The organism is Nonomuraea composti (genome assembly GCF_012034275.1).
Lineage (GTDB): Bacteria > Actinomycetota > Actinomycetes > Streptosporangiales > Streptosporangiaceae > Nonomuraea > Nonomuraea composti.
Map to the genome: position 1 here is coordinate 42444 of NZ_JAATEP010000037.1, position 18348 is coordinate 60791.

The window sequence follows — 18348 nt, forward strand, 5'->3', positions numbered from 1 at the left end:
TTCTACAGTCCTCCCGCCAGCTCGTCGGCGACGTCCAGCACGTGTCTTCCTGCCACGACGGGCAGGCACTTGCCCGTCACGGGCCCGATCCTGGCGGCCCAGCGCGCGGGAACGCCCCGCTCGCCCTGGCTCGCCCCGGCGATCGCGCCCGCGATCGCGCCGATGGTGTCGGCGTCCCGTCCCAGGCTCACCCCGAACGTCACCGCCCGCTCGACGTCACCGTCCCCGGCGAGGAACGCGGCCAGGGCCAGCGCGACCGCCTCGGGGGCGATGTCCGTCCAGGGGTAGTGCTCGACCACGACGGCCCGGTGCAACGCCTCGACCGTCTCGGCCCCATCGCCGGTGACCGGGGACCGGTCGAGGGCTTCGCGGGCGCGCACCACGTTCCTGGCCGTCCACGAGTCGGCCGGGACGACCGACAGGGCCGCGCGCACCACCTCGCGGGGTGCGGCGCCGCCCATGGCCGAGGCGACGGCGGCGGCGACGGCGCGGCCGCCCAGGATGCCCTCGCCGGAGCCGCTGACCAGGCCGTCCTGCTCCACCAGCCGGGCCGCCTCCGCCGGGTCCCCCGGGCAGAAGATGCCGTAGGGGGCGGCGCGCATGGCGAGGCCGTCGGACCAGCCGTGCGAGTGGACCAGCCCCGTCATCGGGGGCTGGAGGCCGCGGCGGAGCGCCTCGATGGTGCCGAGCTCGGAGAAGCCGGCCCCGCGCATCGGCCCCGTCACCAGCGGGATGATCTCCGTGCGGTAGGCGGCGGCGACGTCGGCCGGGGTGAGGGCGTGTCCGTGGCGGACGAGGAGGGAGGCGGCGAAGATGGCGTACTCGGTGTCGTCGGTGCCGCCGCCCTCGATCTCGGTGAGCCGGCCCCAGCGCCGCCGGATCTCCTGCGGCGTGAGGTTCTCGGCCGGGGCGCCGAGGGCGTCGCCGGCCGCGAGGCCGAGCAGGCACCCTCGGGCCCGTTCCCGCGCTGTGATCACCGCTGGTACCGCTCCAACACCTTGTTCCCGTCCTCGACCAGCTTCGCCGCCGCCTGGTCGATGGTGATCTTATTGGCGAAGTACTCCTGCAGCGCCGGCGTGGCGACCTTGCTCTTCCACTCGTCGAACCCGTTCACCTTCAGGAACGGCGCGACGACGAGGTTCTTGGCGGAGGCGGTGGCGACGTCCCAGCCGTTCTCCTCGGTGGTCATGGCCGGGTCGGCGGCGGCCTTCTGCGAGGTGGGCAGCAGCCAGTCGCCCTTGGCGAGCTTGGCCTGGTTGGTGCCGTTGAGGAAGAACGAGATGAACTTCATGGCCTCGTCCGGGTGCTCGCTCTCCTGCGCGATCGACAGCGTCTGGGAGACGGCGCCCTGCTGCGCGCTGGTGCCCTTGGGCGCGGGCAGCGTGACCCACTCGAACCCGTCGGGCGCCTGCTCGACGACCTGCTGGCGCAGGTAGACGCCGGCGGGCAGCATCGCGAACTTGCCCTTGTAGAAGGCGGGCAGCGGGTCGGCGGTGCCCTGGCCGAGCGCGTCGGGGTCGGCGGACTTGTCCTTGTAGAGCTGGTCGTGGATGCGCTGGAGCACCTCGCGCTCCTCGGGGCCGACCTTGACGGTGGTCTTGCCGCCGGAGGTCTGGAAGAAGGTGCCGCCGAAGTTGAGCGCCAGGTTGAGGGTCTTGTTGACGGGCGACTTCATGGCCCAGGCGACGCCGTACGAGCCGTCCTTGGTCATCTTCTTGGCGGCCTCGGAGAACTCGTCCCAGGTCCACGGGTCGTCCGCGGTGGGGATGCGCACCTTGGCGGCGTCGAGCAGCTTCTTGTTGGCGATGATGACCTGCGACTCCTGGAGGAACGGCACGCCGTACACGCCCTGGCCGCCCTTGCCGTCGTCGAAGGTGACGGTGTCCCAGGCGGACTGCGAGATGTCGCTCTTGAGCTCGGAGGGCAGCTTGTCCTTCAGGTCGAGCAGGTAGCCGTCGGAGGCGAAGCCGGACAGGGCGGGCGAGTCGTTGTGGATGACGTCGGGCGCGGTGCCGCCGGCGAACTGGGTGACGAGCTGGTCGTTGACGTTGTCCCAGCTGCCCTGGACGTAGGTGACCTGGATGTTCGGGTTGGCCTTGTTCCACTCGTCCACGAGCTGCTTGTTCGCGGCGACGGACTCCTTCTGCCACGCCAGGCTGAGGAAATTGATCTTGACGGGCTCGTTGGGGGCGGACGACGAGCCGCCGCCTCCTCCCCCGCCGCACGCGGCGGCGAGCGTGAGGATCGCCGCAGCCGCCAGAGCGGACGTGATTCGCATATGAGCCTCCTAGCCCTTGACGGCGCCGGCCATCAGGCCGGACTTCAGTCGCCGCTGAATGATTGCGAAGAAGATCAGGCTCGGGATCGTCGCCATGAGCGACGCCGCGGCCAGCGGGCCGAGCCTGGCCACCCCCTCGGGGCCGGTGAACCTCACCAGCGTGAGCGGGAGCGTCATGACGTCGGGGTTCTGCAGGACGACGAGCGCGAACATGAACTCGTTCCATGACGAGATGAACGAGAACAGCAGGGTGGCGACGACGCCCGGCGCGAGCAGCGGGGCGACCACGCTGGCGATCGAGCGCAGCCGGCCCGCGCCGTCCACGGCCGCGGCCTCCTCCAGCTCGCGCGGCACCGCGCGCACGTACCCCTGCAACATCCACAGCGCGAACGGCAGCGTGAACGTCACGTGCACGACCACCAGCCCCGGCAGCGTGTTGACCAGGTCGAGGTCGCGCAGGATCATGAAGAGCGGGATGATGATCAGGATGAACGGGAACACCTGGCTGACCAGCACCCACCCGATCGCGACCTTGTTGAGCAGGCCGCGGTAACGCGCCATGGCGTAGGCGGCGGGCAGCGAGATCAGCACCGTGATCACGCTCGCGAACAGCGCCACCACCAGGCTGCGCAGCGCCGCCCCGACGAGGTCCTGCTCGCCGAACGCGTCGCCGAAGTTGGCCAGCGTCGGCTCGCGCGGGATCCACGTCGGCTCCGTCAGCGCCATCTCCTGCGGCGTCTTCAGCGCCGTGGACAGCAGCCACAGCAGCGGGAACGCCAGGAAGACGACGTACGCGACCAGCGCGACGTACTGGAGAACGCGTCTCACTTGGCCTCCCTCATCTGGCGCCACAGGTACAGGCCGAGCACCGCGAGCACGACGATCGCCATGGCGAGGCCGAGCATCGAGGCGTAACCGGCCATGCGGTACCTGAACGCCTCCTCGTAGGCGAACAGCATCGGCAGCCGCGTACGGCCGCCCGGCCCGCCTTGCGTGAGCACGTAGACCAGGCCGAACTGGTTGATGTTCCACACGAAGTCGAGCGAGGTGATCGCCACGATCACCGGGCGCAGCTGCGGCAGCGTGATGCTCCAGAAGCGCCGCCAGGTGCCCGCGCCGTCCATCTCGCCGGCCTCGTACAGCTCCTTCGGGACGTTCTGCAGGCCGGCCAGCAGCACGACCGTCGTCTGCGGCATGCCGGCCCAGATGCCGACCACGATGATCGCCGGCAGCGCGAGCGAGAAGTCGGCCAGCCAGTTGATGTGCGTGCCGAGCAGGTCGTTCAGCATGCCCGCGTCGGGGTGGTAGACGAGCTTCCACATCAGGCCGATGACCACCGGCGGCATCGCCCACGGCACCACCGACAGCACCCGCGCCAGGCCGCTGAAGCGCAGCTTCTCGTTCAGCAGCAGCGCCAGGCCCAGCGCGGCCAGGAACTGCAGCACCGTCACGGAGACCGCCCAGATGGCGCCGATCTGGAACGACGACCAGAACTCCGCGTCGGTCAGCAGCCGGGTGAAGTTCTCCAGGCCCACGAACTCCGTCTGGTGGACGCGGGTGTTGCGGGCGTCGGTGAACGCCAGGCCGATGCCGTACAGGAGCGGGCCCACGCTGAACAGCAGCACCGGCACCAGGGCCGGCAGCATCAGCACCCACATCTCGCGGGTCTGGCGCGAGATCCCGCGCCGCCGCGCCCGCCGTGGCCCGCGCGGCGGCGCCGGTCGCGTCACGGTCGCCGTCACTTCCCGCTCCCCTCTCCGTCGTAGCCGGACTGCCTCCGGTCGTAGTCGGGGCCCGCGGTGGAGGCCCGTACGGCGAGCCGCGGCGGCACGGTGACCACCCTCGGCTCGCCTGCGTCGCCGCGCAGCCGCTCCAGCAGCAGCTCGGCGGCGGCCTTGCCACGCTCGGCCGACCCGAGCGAGACGCTGGTCAGCGACGGCCACGAGGCCGCGGCCAGGTCGGTGTCGTCCATGCCGACCACCGCCACGTCCTCGGGCACCCGCTTGCCCGCCGCGCGCAGCACGTCGAGGGCGCCGAGCGCGATCAGGTCGTTGGCGCACATGAGCGCGTCCACGTCGGGGACCCGGTCGAGCAGCGCGGCCACGGCCCGCGCCCCCTCGGGGCGGTAGAAGTCGCCGATCTGCACCAGGCTCTCGTCGTACGGCAGGCCCAGGTCGTGCAGCGCCTCCCGGTAGGCGGCGCCGCGGGCGGCGCCGGGCACGGTGTCGAGCGGGCCGTTGATCATGGCGATGCGGCGGCGGCCGAGCGCGTAGAGGTGGTCGATCGCCAGCCGCACGCCGGTGCGCGAGTCGGCGCGCACGTTGTCCACGCGGGTGCCCTCCGGCACCGAACCGATGATCACGACGGGCGCCCTGGCCGTGGCCAGCATCCGCAGGTGCGCCTCGGTGACGCGCAGGGGGCTCATGATCAGGCCGTCCACGTAACGCTCGCCGAGGCTGTGCAGCACGTCGATCTCGTCCGCCGCGACGGCGTCCGTCGAGTGCAGCACCAGCCGGTAGCCGGCGGCCTTCAGCACGGGCTGGATCTCGCGCAGCATGGCCAGGTAGGCGGGGTTGCCGACGTCGGCCATGGCGAAGGCGACCTGGTGGGTGCGGCGCGACTTGAGCGACCTGGCCACGGCGTTGCGCACGTAGCCGAGCTCGTCGGCGGCGGCCATCACCTTGCGCACGGTCTCCTGCCTGGTCGGCAGGCCGTTCAGCACCCGCGAGACGGAGGCAATCGAGACGCCCGCACGCTCGGCGATCGTGTTGATCGTGGGTCCGTCGGCCAAGGCTGTCCTTCCCATGGTGTGTAAACGTTTACGGCGTGATCGTCTGTAAACGTTTACGGATTGGGGACATGAAACATGGCCGTAACTTGCAGGTCAAGTCACGATCACATAACACCAGGTCAGCGGCTACACACGCAAATTTCGGTCACACCCCAACCCCTCGCCGTAAGGACCGGGGCGCGAACGTCCGGACGCACGCGGACGCGCGGAGGCATGCGGCGCGGGGGACACAGTGCGGCGCGGGGGACACAGTGCGGCGCGAGGCGGGACAGGACGCGCATGGCGCGGGACAGGGCGCGCACGGCGGGGCAGGATGCGTGAGGCGTGGGGCGAGGAGCGCGACCGCGTGGGCCGCTCCTCCACGGGGGGAAGCGCGCCCACTCCCCACCGAGCGGGCGGGCGCGCCGGGTCGGGTCAGTCCCGGGCGGGCTGGGGCTCGCCGTCGGGGACGGGGGTCGCGGCCGGGCCGCCGGGCAAGCCCGGGTCGGCGGGTGGGGTGGTGGAGTGGCGGAGGAGGGCGCGGATGGCGGGGGAGCCGGCGAGGGTGACGACGGCGGCCAGCGCGGCCGGGATGAAGAGCGCGACCGGCAGCGACGCGTGTTCCGCGACGAATCCGAGCACGGCGGGCCCGAGCAGCAGCCCGCTGTAGCCGAAGGCGGTCACCATGGCCAGGGCGCGTCCGACCCGGCCTCCGGCGGCTCCGACGGCGCTGAACAGGACGGGCACGACGGTGGCCAGACCCACTCCGGCCAGGGCCCAGCCGGTCCAGGCGCACGCGACCCGCAGCGTCTCCCCCACCAGCGGTGACAGGAGCACCAGGACGTACCCGAGGGTGGCGAGGACGCCGGCGAGCTGGATCGTGCGGACGGAGCCGAGCCGTCCCCGAATCGGGTCCCCGAGCAGGCGGAAGGTGGTCATGGCGACGGAGAAGATCGTGTAGGCGAGGGGCGCCACGGCGGGGTCGGTCTCCAGGACCCAGCGGGCGTGCAGCGCGGCCCAGTCGATGGCCGCCCCCTCGCTGAGGTGCCCGGCGAAGGCCGCGAGCCCGAGCAGGGCGATGAGCCCCCAGCGCAGCGAGGAGCCGCCGGTGGCGGGCGCGCCGGTGGTGGAGGTGGCGCTCTCGTGGGCGGGCGGGTCGGGCAGCAGCAGGTACGCGGCCGGCAGGTACAGGAACGGCACCACGATGGCCGCCGCGATGAGCAGCCATTGCGCGTCCAGCCCGCCCTGGAGGGCGAGTGAGGTGAGCCCGCCGCCGGCGGCCCCGCCGAGGCTCCAGACGCCGTGGAAGGCGGAGATGATGGGCCGCCCGTAGCGCCGCTCGACCTCGACGGAGTGGGCGTTCATGGCGACCTCGGTCACGCCCAGCCCTATTCCGAACAGCACGGCGAGCGCGGCCAGCGACCAGTACGAGGGTGCGAGCGCGGGCCCGAGCAGCACCAGGCCGGAGAACGGGCCGGCGAACCAGCACACGCGCCGGCTGGACCACCGGTCCACCAGGGGCCCGGCGGCCAGCATCGACACGAGGGCGCCGCCGGAGATGAGCAGCAGGACGCTGCCGAGCCGGGCGGGCCCGAGTGCGAGGCGGTCGTTCAGCGAGGGCAGGCCGGCCGCCCACAGTCCCATGACAAAACCGGCAAGGAAGAAGAATCCGAAAACACCGACACGAGCACGTCTGGCCTGAATGAGGCTTTTGTTCACGACTAGAGCATAAACTGTGAACCGTGAATGGAGCCACAACCAGCGGGCAGCTTCGCGCGCACAACCGGGTCAGGCTGCTGCGCGCCGTACACGACTGCGGGGCCACCCGCACCAGGTCCCAGCTCACCCGGGACCTCGGCCTGGCCAGGGGCACCGCGTCCGTGCTGGTCGCGGGCCTGGCCGAGGACGACCTGCTGCACGAGGAGCCGGCCCCCGAGCACACGCGCGGCCGTCCGACGCAGATCCCGGGCCCGCACCCGCGCGGTCCCGTGGCCCTCGCCGTGGACGTCCGCGAGGACGCCTGGGAGCTGGCCGCGTGCGAGCTGGGCGGCCGGGTCACGGTGCTCGGCGTGCGGCCCCATGACGGGACGCCGGAGGGCACGCTCGGCCCGCTGGGCGAGGCCGTCGCGGAGCAGGTCCGCAGGCTCGGTCACCGGGCGGTCGGCGTCGGCGTGGCCCTGGCCGGCCCGATCAGCCACGGCGGCCGGGTGGACATCGCCCATCTGGGCTGGCGCGCGGTCGACGTCCCGGCCCTGCTGGGCGAGCCGGGCCCGCCGCTGTTCGTCGGCAACGACACCGCGCTGGCGGCGCTGGCCGAGGCCCGCAGGGGCCGGCTGCGGGGCGTGCGCGTGGGCGTCCACCTGCACGTGGACTTCGACCTGGGCGGTGTGCTGGTCCTCGACGGGCACGCGGTCGCCGGGGCGAGCGGCACGGGCGCCGAGTTCGGCCACATGGCGATCGGCGGCGGCCAGCGCCGCTGCCCGTGCGGCGCGGTCGGCTGCTGGGGCATGGACGTCGGCGCGAACGCGCTGCTGCGCCACGTCGGCCTGGCCTACGGCGGCGGCAGGGGCAGGGAGCAGGCCGAGCGGGTGCTGGCCACGAGCGAGGAGGCGGTCACCGCGACCGCGCGGGCCCTGGGACGCGGCATAGCGGCCCTGGTGAACGCGCACGACCCCGAGGTGGTCACCCTGTCCGGGCACGGCGCGGAGCTGCGCGAGCGGGCCGGTGAGGCCCTTCTGGCGGCCTGCGAGCCGGGCCTGATGGCGATCCGCCGCGACCACCCGCCCCGGATCGAGGGGTCGGCGCTGGGCTGGCGGGGCTCGCTCCTCGGCGCCATGGAGTCGGTCTTCGACGCCTTCCTCACGACGGAGGGCCTAGAACTCTGGCGTAAAAACCACCCTGACCAGGCCCGCGACACGCCCGACCGGCAAAGTGTGACGCATTCCACCCTGGACGGGGAAAGCGCGCAATAACACGTCCCTTCCGAGGTCACATAGGTGATCTTGCGGACCTCCGCAGGACGGTGGCACGGATGGAAGGGTCCAAGGCGCCGCACCCTCACGATCGAGGGGACGAGCGCGTGAGAATCGAACTCCCGCTCGACATGACGGAGGCGGCCGTCGAACAGGCGTTCAGGGAGGGGGCGGCGGTCTCCTTCGCGGTCGCGAATGAGGGCGCGAATCCGGCGTCCTCGCAGCTCAGGCTGGGTGCGGTCGGCTCCCGGCCGGTGCTCGCGCGGGGCGAGGCGCACTCGTCGGCGACTCCGCGCGGACCCACCGCGGAGCCTCCCGTGCCGGCCGCTGAGAGACGGGAGCTGCCGGGCCTGGCGGAGGCGGGTTTCGGGGCGTCCGCGATAGCGCTCCGCTGTGGCCCGGCTACGGTCAGCCAGAGCCCGTGGCCGGCACCGTAGGGGCCGGCGGAGGCCCGATCAGGCGGGGCCGGGCGTGCGCCGAAGCTGCCGCTTCGGTGCGGGATGCACGCTGAGCGGGCGCTTTCCGCAACACGAACCGCTGGTATCCGCCATGATTAGCCACTGCACCACGGGTAACAGAACCCGAATGTCAACTCCCCGAGGAGAGAACTGAGATGGCACTTCCCACTCTCACCCCCGAGCAGCGTCAAGCCGCTCTGGCCAAGGCCGCCGAGGCCCGTGCCGCCCGCACGGCCCTGCTGGCCAAGGTCAAGGCGGGCGAGCTGACGTTCGCTCAGCTGCTGGAGCGCGACGACGACATCGCGAAGAAGATCAAGGTGTCGCAGGCGCTGCGCGCCGTCAAGGGCGTCGGCCCGGCCAAGGCCACCGCGCTCATGGAGGAGGCGGGCGTCGACGAGAAGCGCCGCCTCGGCGGCCTGGGCGCCCAGCAGCGCAAGAAGCTGGTCGACGCGCTCGGCTAAAAGGCCGGGCGGCCAGGTCCGCGCGGAACGCCGCGCGGACCGGCCAGCGACCCCTCACTGGCCAGGAGGGCCGCCGGGCGGATGCCGCCCCGCTCGACGGCGGGCCAGCCAGAGGGGTCGAAAACCCCCATGAGCGGTCAGGAACGCAGGTAGGTCAGCACGGCGAGCACCCGGCGATGCTGGTCGCTGTCCTCCGCGTAGAGGCCGAGCTTGTTGAAGATGCTCCTGATGTGCTTCTCCACGGCCCCGTCACTGATCACGAGCTGGCGCCCGATGGCCGGATTGGACTTCCCTTCGGCCATCAGCCCGAGCACCTCGCGCTCGCGCGGCGTGAGCTGGGCGAGCGGGTCGTCCTTGCGCCTGCGCACCATCAACTGGGACACCACCTGCGGGTCGAACACGGTGCCGCCCGCGGCCACCCGCCGCAGGCCCTCCATGAACTCGTCGACGTCGACGACCCGGTCCTTCAGCAGGTATCCCACCGCGCCCCTGGCGTCGGCGAGCAGGTCGTCGGCGTAGGACACCTCGACGTACTGGGACAGGATGAGCACGGGCGCCCCCGGCACCCTGCGCCTGGCCTCCACGGCCGCCCTGAGCCCCTCGTCGGTGAAGGACGGCGGCATACGCACGTCCACCACCGACACATCGGGCTTGTGCTCGGCGATCGCCCCCACGAGGGCGTCGCCGTCGCCGACGGTCGCCACCACCTCGCAGCCGAACTCCTCGAGCAATCTGACCAGGCCCTCCCTGATCAGAACCGCGTCATCGGCCACGACTACCCGCACGGCACCTCCGCCACGATCAATGTGGGCCCGCCGTCGGGCGACTGCACGGTCAGCTCCCCGTCGACTGCGCGGAGCCGGTCGGCCAGCCCGGCGAGCCCGTGTCCCTTGGCGACGTGCGCGCCGCCGACCCCATCATCCCCGATCGTGAGCATCAGGTAGTTGCCGACCCGGGCGAGCTGGACGGTGCAGACGGTGGCGCGGCTGTGTTTGGCCACGTTGGTGAGGGTCTCGGCGCAGACGAAGTAGATCGCGTTCTCGACGGCGGCCTGGTAGCGCTCGACGGTCTGCACGTCGAGGTCCACGGGCACGGTGCAGCGGCCCGCCAGGGCGGCCAGGGCGGGCGCGAGGCCGCGGTCGGACAGGATGGGCGGGGCGATGCCGCGCGAGAGCGCGCGCAGCTCGTCGAGCGTCTCGCGGGTGGCGGTGATCGCCGACTTGATCGTGGCCTGCGCCGCCTCCGGGTCCTTCGCCAGCTGCCGCTGCGCCCTCGACAGCTCCATGGCCAGCGAGACCAGCCGCTGCTGCGGCCCGTCGTGGATGTCGCGCTCCAGCTTGCGCAGCGCGTTGGCCTCGGCGGAGACGGCGGCGGCGCGGCCCTCGGCCAGGTCGTCGATGCGCTCCTGCAGCTCGGCCACGCCGGTCAGCAGCGCCCGGCCGAGCCCGGCCCGCACGAGTGCGGCGCCGCGCACGGCGAACGGCATGATCAGCGCGAAGACCAGGCCGAGCATGACGTAGAAGGCGGAGTTGACGAGGTAGCCGTCGCCCAGGCCGAGCAACTGGGGCAGCTCCGTGTTGCCGGGGATGTTGGAGGTGATGATCCCGTACAGCGGGTAGGTCAGCCCGCCGATCGGGATCGCCCAGAACACGATGGTGAGCACGAACCCGAGGATCGCGAACGGCAGGTTGAGTATGCCGTGCAGCAGGTCGAGCCACGACTGCCCGCTCATCAGCGGGTTCACCAGCCGGCGGAAGCGGCCGGCGCCCTCCGGGACGGGCTTGTAACGCGGCCGTACGGGCGGGCGCCCCAGCACGTCGGACAGCCAGCCGCGCTCCGCGTCGGCGAAACCCCGCGCGATCATGAGCGTGCCGGCCAGCAGGGGCACGCCGATCCAGACCACCGCGGTGCCGAGCCCGGCGGCGAAGCCCGCGATCATGAGCACGAAGCCGATCAGCGTCGTGGGGAAGCCGACCAGCGTGTATCGGGTGTCAAGGAGGACCCGCCTCGTCAGGGAGCGCATGGCCCCAACGGTAGAGCGCGGGAACGGCGGGCACGAGCGGGTGCGCCGGTGTCCGGGGGTAGGGCCAGCACTACCGCGACGGGTGACGGGGCCGTCACCCCGGGACGGTGGCCCGCGGCAATGTGCCGGGGTGGCCGGTGGCGAAAGCCTTGAGGCGTTCGTCCCCCTGGAAGCGAGGCTCCCCCATGACCGTCCTGCTGGACCGCCCCGCGCTCGCACCGGCCGCGCCGAAAGCGCCGGCCGCCGCGCGTGACCCGTTCATCGATCTGCTGCGGGTGGTGGGCATGGCGCTCATCGTGTTCCAGCATTGGACGATCCCGGTGCTCGACTACGACGGCGGCCGGCTGACGACCGGCAACGCGCTGTCGACGCCGGGCGTGTGGGTGGTGACGTGGCTCAGCCAGGTGATGCCGCTGGTGTTCTTCGCGGGCGGCGCGGCCAACGCGATCGGGTTCGCCCGCTCCTCCCGGCCCGCGCCGGCGTGGCTGGCCGTGCGGCTGCGGCGGCTGGCCTGGCCGCTGCTGCCGCTGGCCGCGGTCTGGATCCCGCTGCCGCACATCCTGCTCACGCTGGGCGTGCCGGCGCAGCCGCTGGAGGTGGGCGCGAAGCTGACAGGCCAGCTGCTGTGGTTCCTGGCCGTGTACCTGATCGCCGTCACGGCCACCCCGTACGCGCTGCGCCTGCACCAGCGCCACGGCTGGCGGGTCCCGGTGGCGCTGGCGGCCGGGGCGGTGCTGACGGACGTGGCCAGGTTCTCGACCGGCGTGGACGCCGTGGGCTACCTGAACGTGGTCTTCGTCTGGATGGCCGTGCACCAGCTCGGCTTCTTCTACGCCGAGGGCAGGCTGCGCGGGGCGTGGGCGCTGGCGCTCGGCGGGTTCGGCGCGGCGGCGCTGCTGGTCGCGTACGGCCCCTACCCGGGCAGCATGATCGGCCTGCCGGGCGCCGAGGTGTCCAACATGGCGCCGCCCACGCTGGCCATGCTCGCGGTCGGCCTGGGCCAGGTCGGCCTGGCCGTGACGCTGCGCCCCGCGCTGGTGCGGCTGCCCGCCCGCCGCCTGCTGGACTGGGCGGGCCCGCGGATCATGACGATGTACCTGTGGCACATGCCGGCCCTGTTCGCGGTGACCGGGGTGGTCGTGGTGCTGCTGGGCGTGGACACGCCGCGGCCGGGCAGCATCCTGTGGTTCCTCGGCTGGCCGGTCTGGTTCGGGCTGCTGTGCCTGGTCATGTGGCCGCTGCTGAAGGGGTTCGCGCGGTTCGAGACGCCGCCGTCGCTGCCGTACGGGACGGCGGGCTGGGGCGGCATGCTCGCGGGTGCCGGGCTGGTGGGCGCCGGGGTGCTGACGCTGACAGTGGGCGGGTTCGCGCCCGGGGGCGGGCCGTTCCTGGCGGTGCTGGCGCTGCTCGGCGGGCTGCTGCTGACGGCTCCGCGCCTGGCGTCGCGGTGAGGTTCGGGAAACACGGCCGTCATCCGCTCGTGAGAAGAATGTTCGCATGACGAAAGTGCGCGCCCTGCTCGAAACCGACCTTCCTGTCATCGCCGATATCTACGCCCACTACGTGACCACCACGGTCGCCACGTTCGACGAGACCCCGCTCACGACGGACGACTGGCGCGCGAAGGCGGGCGGCATCACGGGCGCGGAGCTGCCGTTCCTGGTGGCCGAGGTGGACGGGCAGGTCGCCGGGTACGCCTACGTGGCCCAGTACCGTCCCAAGCCCGCCTACCGGCACACCCTGGAGGACACGATCTACCTGGCGCCGGGCTTCACCGGCCGGGGCCTGGGGCGGCTGCTGCTGGGCTCCCTGATCGACGCGGCGCGGCGGACGCCGGCGCGCCAGCTCGTCGCGGTGATCGCCGACTCGGGCGACCCGTCCTCGGCCCGGCTGCACGAGAGGTTCGGCTTCGAGACGGCGGGCCGGCTGAGGTCCGTCGGCTTCAAGCACGACCGCTGGATCGACACCGTGCTGATGCAGCTCGACCTGCGCTGAAGGCGCTCGGCCACGAGCGACCTTGACGGAGTTGCCCGCCCCCGGTTCGACCACCCGGCAAACTTCGGCAGGATAGGAGTGTGAGCCTACTCGTTGACCGCCTGCCCGAAGAGATCGACGCTGATCCCGACGCCATCTTCGACGCGTTCGTCGCCTGGAACGCCGAGCGGGGGCTCACCCTCTATCCCGCGCAGGAGGAGGCCCTCATCGAGGTCGTCTCCGGCAACAACCTGATCCTGGCCACCCCCACCGGCTCCGGCAAGTCGCTGGTGGCGGCCGGCGCGCACTTCACGGCGCTGACGCGTGACCAGCGCACCTTCTACACGGCCCCGATCAAGGCGCTGGTGTCGGAGAAGTTCTTCGACCTGTGCGCCGTCTTCGGCACCGAGAACGTCGGCATGATGACCGGCGACGCGAGCGTCAACCCGGGGGCGCCGATCATCTGCTGCACGGCGGAGATCCTGGCGAACGTGGCGCTGCGCGACGGCGCGGCGGCCGACATCGGCCAGGTGGTGATGGACGAGTTCCACTTCTACGCCGAGCCCGACCGCGGCTGGGCGTGGCAGGTGCCGCTGCTGGAGCTGCCGAAGGTGCAGTTCATCCTGATGTCGGCGACGCTCGGCGACGTCACGATGTTCAAGGACGACCTGACCCGGCGCACCGGCCGCGAGACCGCCGTGGTCAAGCACGCCGAGCGGCCGGTGCCGCTGGTGTACTCCTACCGGATGACACCGCTGCACGAGACGCTGGAGGAGATGCTGTCCACCGGCCAGGCGCCGGTCTACGTCGTGCACTTCACGCAGGCGGCGGCGATGGAGCGGGCGCAGGCGCTGATGTCGATCAACATGGCGACCAAGGCCGAGAAAGAGGCCATCGCCACCATGATCGGCGGGTTCCGGTTCACCACGCGGTTCGGGCGGGCGCTGTCGCGGCTGGTGCGGCACGGCATCGGCGTGCACCACGCGGGCATGCTGCCGAAGTACCGCCGCCTGGTGGAGCGGCTGGCGCAGGCGGGCCTGCTGAAGGTCATCTGCGGCACCGACACGCTGGGCGTGGGCGTCAACGTGCCGATCCGCACGGTGCTGTTCACGGCGCTGTCGAAGTACGACGGCAACAAGGTGCGGCGGCTGCGGGCCCGCGAGTTCCACCAGATCGCCGGCCGGGCGGGCCGCGCGGGCTTCGACACGATCGGCTACGTCGCCTGCCAGGCCCCCGAGCACGACATCGAGAACGCCAAGGCCCTGGCGAAGATCGGCGACGACCCCAAGCGGCGGCGCGGCTACGCCCGCAAGAAGCCGCCGGAGGGCTTCGTCGGCTGGAGCGAGGACACCTTCGTCAAGCTGCAGGAGGCCGAGCCCGAGCCGCTCAACTCCCGGTTCAAGGTCAGCAACGCGATGCTGCTGGCGGTCATCAACCGTCCGGGCGACTGCTTCCAGGCGATGAAGCACCTGCTGACCGACAACCACGAAGACCGCAAGTGGCAGCGCCGGCACATCAGCCAGGCCATCGCCATCTACCGGTCGCTGCTGGCGGGCGGCATCGTCGAGCAGTTCAGCGAGCCCGACGAGCAGGGTCGCAGGGCCCGGCTGACGATCGAGCTGCAGGAGGACTTCGCGCTCAACCAGGCGCTGTCCACGTTCGCGCTGGCGGCCTTCGACCTGCTCGACCGCGAGTCGCCGTCGTACGCGCTCGACATGGTCTCGATCGTGGAGTCGATCCTCGACGACCCGCGCCAGATCCTGTCGGCGCAGCTGAAGAAGGCCAGGGGCGAGGCCGTCGCGCAGATGAAGGCCGACGGCATCGAGTACGAAGAGCGCATGGAGCAGCTCGCCGAGGTCATGTACCCGATGCCGCTCGAAGACCTGCTGCTCGGGGCTTACGAGACCTACCGGCGCGGCCACCCGTGGGTGGGCGACTACACGGTCAGCCCGAAGTCGGTGGTGCGCGACATGTTCGAGCGGGCGATGACGTTCAGCGAGTACATCCAGTTCTACGAGCTGGCCCGCTCCGAGGGCACGGTGCTGCGCTACCTGGCCGACGCCTACCGCACGCTGTCGCGCACGGTGCCGGAGCACCTCAAGACCGACGACCTGGTCGACCTCATCGAGTGGCTGGGCGAGCTGGTGCGCCAGGTCGACTCCTCGCTGATCGACGAGTGGGAGAAGCTGACCAACCCGGAGGCGGCGCTGGAGCAGCAGGAGCAGCTCGACGTCAAGGTGCGCCCCGTCACGGCGAACGTGCGGGCCTTCCGGGTGCTGGTGCGCAACGCGATGTTCCGGCTGGTGGAGCTGTGCGCGCTGGAGAAGGAGGACGAGCTGGAGGAGCTCGCCCCCGACGTCGACTGGGGGGCGGCGCTCGACGCGTACTACGCCGACCACGAGGAGATCCTCACCGACGCCGACGCGCGCGGGCCGGCGCTGCTGCGCATCGAGGAGGAGAGCGGCCTGTGGAAGGTGCGGCAGACGATCAAGGATCCGGCCGGAGACGGTGACTGGGGCATCGACGCCCAGGTGGATCTGGCCGCCTCCGACGAGGAGGGCCGGGCCGTGCTGCACGTGCAGGGGCTCAACCGGCTCTAGAAGGAACAAGCCGTGTGCCGGAACGGACTGGCAAGGGCGTCCCGGCACAGGCCTGTCGATTCAGTTTCGTCCAGAAACTGTCGGGGTCGTGTCATGACAATGTCGCAAGATCGAGACATTCCCCGCGTTCAGCAGTCGGCGATGGTGCAGATCCTGCCGAGCATCCGCTTGGTGTCGCTGGTCTGGCGCTTGAAGTCGGCCTTGGCGGGCTTGCCCCACTCCCCCGCGACCGTGTAGAGGATCAGGGCGTTCGCGCGGCGGGTCACGACGGCCCGCTCGCCGCCGACGGCGGGCTTCCTGCCCTGGTACGCCTGCCCGGTCACCATCAGCCCCTGGTCGCCGAGGGCGGCGGCGGTGGCCGAGTAGCGGTAGGCGGCGCTGCCGCAGGAGCGCACGGCGGCCTCCAGGTCGCGCAGCGCCTTGCCGGCGGCCGCCGCCGAGGCGTAGAGCACGACCTGCTCCGACTTGGAGTAGTCGGGCACGGCCGTGTAGGTGAGCGTCCTGGCCTGGGTGCGCCCGGCCTGGCCGAGCTTCGCCTTCTGGCACGGGTTCACGACCAGCGGGGCGCTCTTCTTGCCGGAGATCGCCCAGCTCGTCTCGGGGTTGTCGTCCTTCTTGGCGGCTTCCTTCTCGTACAGGAGGACGTTGTTCGGGATGGCGACCGCGGCCGCCAGCACCAGTGCTGTGATCATGGGTCAAAATGGTATGAGTGAACGACGAAGAGATCAGACGCGTCCTGGGCCTGCTCTACCACGACGACACGTTGAAGACCTTCGCCTCCCTCGTGCTCGGCGCCACCGATGACCTGTCGCCCAAGGCGCTGCGGAAGCTGGAGAACGGCGGCCTGGCGGCCCGCGACGAGAGCGGCGCCTGGCGGGCCACGCCGGAGCGCTTCCGCGACCTGCTGCGGGCGCACGCGGAGCCCGCGCAGGCGCTGAGCCCGGAGGAGCGCGTGCTGCGCACGTTCCTCGTCAACGGGCGGCTGACCACGACGGCGATGCGCCGCGACAAGCGGCTCGTCGTGCTGCGCTACATCTCGCGGGTCTTCGAGCCCGGCGTGCGCTACGAGGAGAAGGACGTCAACGTGGCGCTGCGGGCCTTCCACGACGACTACGCGGCGCTGCGCCGCTACCTCGTGGACGAGGACCTGCTGTCACGCGAGGGCAACGTCTACTGGCGCAGCGGCGGGCCGGTCGAGATCTAGCGCGGTCTAGCGCAGGTTGCTGGTCCAGGCGTCGAGCTTGGCCTGCCACTGCTCGTCCGTCTCCGGGCGGCCCGGCACCCCCGGCCTGGTCTGCCAGGGCAGCGGGCCGTCCGCGCGGCGGTACTCGACGCCGATCGCGTCCAGCCGCCGCAGGTGCTCCGAGAGGCGGTCGAGGAAGCCGGGCAGGTCGCGCTCGGCGGAGCTCCACACCGTCTCGGCGAAGGCGGCCAGGCGGGGGAAGGCCATGTAGTCGACGCGCCGGCCCGAGTCGATCAGCTCGGTCCAGACGCCGCACTGCGCGCCGAGCACCCGCGCGGCGGCCGGGTCGCCGCGCAGCTCGGCCGGGATCGGCTCGAAGGCGTAGACGTCCTCCACGGTCAGCACCGTCCCGAACGGCACCGGCTCGTCCTCCCCCGGCCCCTGCCGGTAGTCGAAGTAGAGGGAGGTGTTGGCGCAGTTGATGACGTCGTGGCCGCTCCTGGCCGCCGCCACGGCGCCCAGCTCGCTGCGCCACGAGGCGACGACCGCGCCGGGCGCCAGGCCGCCCTCCAGGATCTCGTCCCAGCCGACCAGCCGCCGGCCGCGCGCCGCCAGGTAGCCGTCGAACTGGCGGATGAACCAGCTCTGCAGCTCCTCCTCGTCGCGCAGCCCCAGCTCGGCGATGCGCCGCTGCGCCGCCGGGCTGTCGCGCCACTGGTCCTTGCGCACCTCGTCGCCGCCCAGCACGATGTACGGGCTCGGGAACAGCTCCAGCACCTCGTCCAGCACGTCCTGGAAGAACTTGATCGTGGAGTCCTCGACGTTGAGCACGTTCACGCCGATGCCCCAGGTCGTGCCCACCTCCAGCGGGGTGTCCAGGTTGCCCAGCTCGGGATAGGCGGCGATGGCGGCCTGCGTGTGCCCCGGCAGGTCGATCTCGGGGACGACCGTGATGTGCCGCCGGGCCGCGTAGGCGACGATCTCCCTGAGGTCGTCCTGGGTGTAGTAGCCGCCGTGCGGGCGGCCGTCCATGGCGCCGTTCCAGCCGACCTGGCTCTCCTTGCGCCAGGCGCCGACCTCGGTCAGCCGGGGGTGGCGCCGGATCTCGACGCGCCAGCCCTGGTCGTCGGTGAGGTGCAGGTGCAGCACGTTCAGCTTGTGCAGCGCCATCAGGTCGACGAAGCGCAGCACCTCGTGCTTGGTCAGGAAGTGCCGGGCGACGTCGAGCAGGCAGCCGCGCCAGGCGAAGCGCGGCTCGTCCTCGACGTACGTGCCCGCCACCGTCAGCGGCCCCGCCGGGGCCTTCCTGAAGGCGGCGGGCGGCAGGAGCTGCCGGAGCGTCTGCGCGCCGTGGAAGGCCCCGGCGGGCCCGCCCGCGACGATCTCGACGTCCTGCCCGACCGTCAGCCGGTACGCCTCGGGCGGCAGATCGCCGGTCGTGAGCCTGATCGTGCCCGAGCCCGGCCCCGGGAGGAGCTCGCCGCCGGCGACGGGGGCCAGCTCGCCGCGCAGCCAGGCCGCCACCTCGCTCAGCGCGGGATCGGCGACGATCGAGGTCCGCTCGTCGAGGACGAACGTGCCCGGCCGGGGCTCCTGCCTGACGGGCTTGGGAACGATCATGAAGGCTCC

16 protein-coding genes are annotated in these 18348 nt (G+C 71.9%); 6 read left to right on the top strand and 10 right to left on the bottom strand.

Annotated features, from left to right (window positions below; translation table 11 throughout):
* Positions 1 to 2 precede the first annotated feature (2 nt).
* The 6 genes from HCN51_RS38885 to HCN51_RS38910 form a co-directional block, all read right to left on the bottom strand.
* Positions 3 to 977: an ADP-ribosylglycohydrolase family protein gene (locus HCN51_RS38885; RefSeq protein WP_168017005.1), complete on the bottom strand. Its 975-nt coding sequence runs from the start codon at positions 975 to 977 to the stop codon at positions 3 to 5.
* Positions 974 to 2278: an ABC transporter substrate-binding protein gene (locus HCN51_RS38890; RefSeq protein ID WP_168017007.1), complete on the bottom strand. Its 1305-nt coding sequence runs from the start codon at positions 2276 to 2278 to the stop codon at positions 974 to 976. Before HCN51_RS38890 ends, HCN51_RS38885 begins: the two co-directional genes overlap by 4 nt.
* 9 nt (positions 2279 to 2287) lie before the next feature.
* On the bottom strand, positions 2288 to 3106 hold the full coding sequence (locus tag HCN51_RS38895; protein WP_080036840.1) for a carbohydrate ABC transporter permease: 819 nt from the start codon (positions 3104 to 3106) through the stop codon (positions 2288 to 2290).
* Complete coding sequence (locus HCN51_RS38900; protein WP_346433947.1) at positions 3103 to 4020, bottom strand: carbohydrate ABC transporter permease; 918 nt, start codon at positions 4018 to 4020, stop codon at positions 3103 to 3105. Before HCN51_RS38900 ends, HCN51_RS38895 begins: the two co-directional genes overlap by 4 nt.
* Positions 4017 to 5069, bottom strand: coding sequence for a LacI family DNA-binding transcriptional regulator (locus HCN51_RS38905; RefSeq protein ID WP_168017009.1), 1053 nt, complete (start codon positions 5067 to 5069; stop codon positions 4017 to 4019). The genes HCN51_RS38900 and HCN51_RS38905 overlap by 4 nt, the downstream gene beginning before the upstream one ends.
* 414 nt (positions 5070 to 5483) lie before the next feature.
* Positions 5484 to 6767: an MFS transporter gene (locus HCN51_RS38910; protein ID WP_346433948.1), complete on the bottom strand. Its 1284-nt coding sequence runs from the start codon at positions 6765 to 6767 to the stop codon at positions 5484 to 5486.
* 23 nt (positions 6768 to 6790) lie between these two features.
* Between HCN51_RS38910 and HCN51_RS38915 the strand changes: the two genes are divergently transcribed.
* Together HCN51_RS38915 and mihF are read left to right on the top strand one after the other, a co-directional pair.
* Positions 6791 to 8020, top strand: coding sequence for an ROK family protein (locus HCN51_RS38915; RefSeq protein ID WP_168017013.1), 1230 nt, complete (start codon positions 6791 to 6793; stop codon positions 8018 to 8020).
* A gap of 613 nt (positions 8021 to 8633) precedes the next feature.
* Positions 8634 to 8939, top strand: a complete 306-nt coding sequence (mihF, locus tag HCN51_RS38920) for an integration host factor, actinobacterial type (RefSeq protein WP_043641121.1) — start codon at positions 8634 to 8636, stop codon at positions 8937 to 8939.
* 137 nt (positions 8940 to 9076) lie between these two features.
* Here the strand turns inward: mihF and HCN51_RS38925 are convergent, their stop codons facing one another.
* Both HCN51_RS38925 and HCN51_RS38930 read right to left on the bottom strand, forming a co-directional pair.
* Positions 9077 to 9724, bottom strand: coding sequence for a response regulator (locus tag HCN51_RS38925; RefSeq protein WP_168017015.1), 648 nt, complete (start codon positions 9722 to 9724; stop codon positions 9077 to 9079).
* Positions 9715 to 10962: a sensor histidine kinase gene (locus tag HCN51_RS38930; RefSeq protein WP_080036835.1), complete on the bottom strand. Its 1248-nt coding sequence runs from the start codon at positions 10960 to 10962 to the stop codon at positions 9715 to 9717. Before HCN51_RS38930 ends, HCN51_RS38925 begins: the two co-directional genes overlap by 10 nt.
* A gap of 185 nt (positions 10963 to 11147) precedes the next feature.
* Here HCN51_RS38930 and HCN51_RS38935 point away from each other — a divergent pair, with 185 nt between their 5' ends.
* From HCN51_RS38935 to HCN51_RS38945, 3 genes are all read left to right on the top strand, one after another.
* Complete coding sequence (locus HCN51_RS38935) at positions 11148 to 12413, top strand: acyltransferase family protein (protein ID WP_168017017.1); 1266 nt, start codon at positions 11148 to 11150, stop codon at positions 12411 to 12413.
* 46 nt (positions 12414 to 12459) lie between these two features.
* The gene (locus tag HCN51_RS38940) at positions 12460 to 12957 is read left to right on the top strand and encodes a GNAT family N-acetyltransferase (protein ID WP_168017019.1); all 498 of its coding nucleotides are present in this window, start codon (positions 12460 to 12462) and stop codon (positions 12955 to 12957) included.
* Positions 12958 to 13037: 80 nt separating this feature from the next.
* Positions 13038 to 15536 carry a DUF3516 domain-containing protein gene (locus tag HCN51_RS38945; protein ID WP_168017021.1) on the top strand — a complete coding sequence of 833 codons (2499 nt, stop codon included), beginning with the start codon at positions 13038 to 13040 and terminating at the stop codon, positions 15534 to 15536.
* A gap of 128 nt (positions 15537 to 15664) precedes the next feature.
* Here the strand turns inward: HCN51_RS38945 and HCN51_RS38950 are convergent, their stop codons facing one another.
* Positions 15665 to 16228: a hypothetical protein gene (locus HCN51_RS38950; protein ID WP_168017023.1), complete on the bottom strand. Its 564-nt coding sequence runs from the start codon at positions 16226 to 16228 to the stop codon at positions 15665 to 15667.
* Between the two features lie 17 nt (positions 16229 to 16245).
* Here HCN51_RS38950 and HCN51_RS38955 point away from each other — a divergent pair, with 17 nt between their 5' ends.
* Positions 16246 to 16740, top strand: a complete 495-nt coding sequence (locus tag HCN51_RS38955; protein ID WP_168017024.1) for a DUF2087 domain-containing protein — start codon at positions 16246 to 16248, stop codon at positions 16738 to 16740.
* Between the two features lie 6 nt (positions 16741 to 16746).
* On the opposite strand, the gene HCN51_RS38960 is transcribed toward HCN51_RS38955, so the two are convergent.
* Positions 16747 to 18339 (bottom strand): beta-N-acetylhexosaminidase, encoded by a 1593-nt coding sequence (locus HCN51_RS38960; RefSeq protein WP_168017026.1) that lies wholly within the window; start codon positions 18337 to 18339, stop codon positions 16747 to 16749.
* Positions 18340 to 18348 lie beyond the last annotated feature (9 nt).

Bases quoted from the DNA above. Each gene is read 5' to 3' on its own strand.
- HCN51_RS38890 (WP_168017007.1), bottom strand. From the start codon at position 2,278: ATGCGAATCACGTCCGCTCTGGCGGCTGCGGCGATCCTCACGCTCGCC.
- mihF (WP_043641121.1), top strand. From the start codon at position 8,634: ATGGCACTTCCCACTCTCACCCCCGAGCAGCGTCAAGCCGCTCTGGCC.
- HCN51_RS38930 (WP_080036835.1), bottom strand. From the start codon at position 10,962: ATGCGCTCCCTGACGAGGCGGGTCCTCCTTGACACCCGATACACGCTG.
- HCN51_RS38935 (WP_168017017.1), top strand. From the start codon at position 11,148: ATGACCGTCCTGCTGGACCGCCCCGCGCTCGCACCGGCCGCGCCGAAA.
- HCN51_RS38940 (WP_168017019.1), top strand. From the start codon at position 12,460: ATGACGAAAGTGCGCGCCCTGCTCGAAACCGACCTTCCTGTCATCGCC.
- HCN51_RS38950 (WP_168017023.1), bottom strand. From the start codon at position 16,228: ATGATCACAGCACTGGTGCTGGCGGCCGCGGTCGCCATCCCGAACAAC.
- HCN51_RS38960 (WP_168017026.1), bottom strand. From the start codon at position 18,339: ATGATCGTTCCCAAGCCCGTCAGGCAGGAGCCCCGGCCGGGCACGTTC.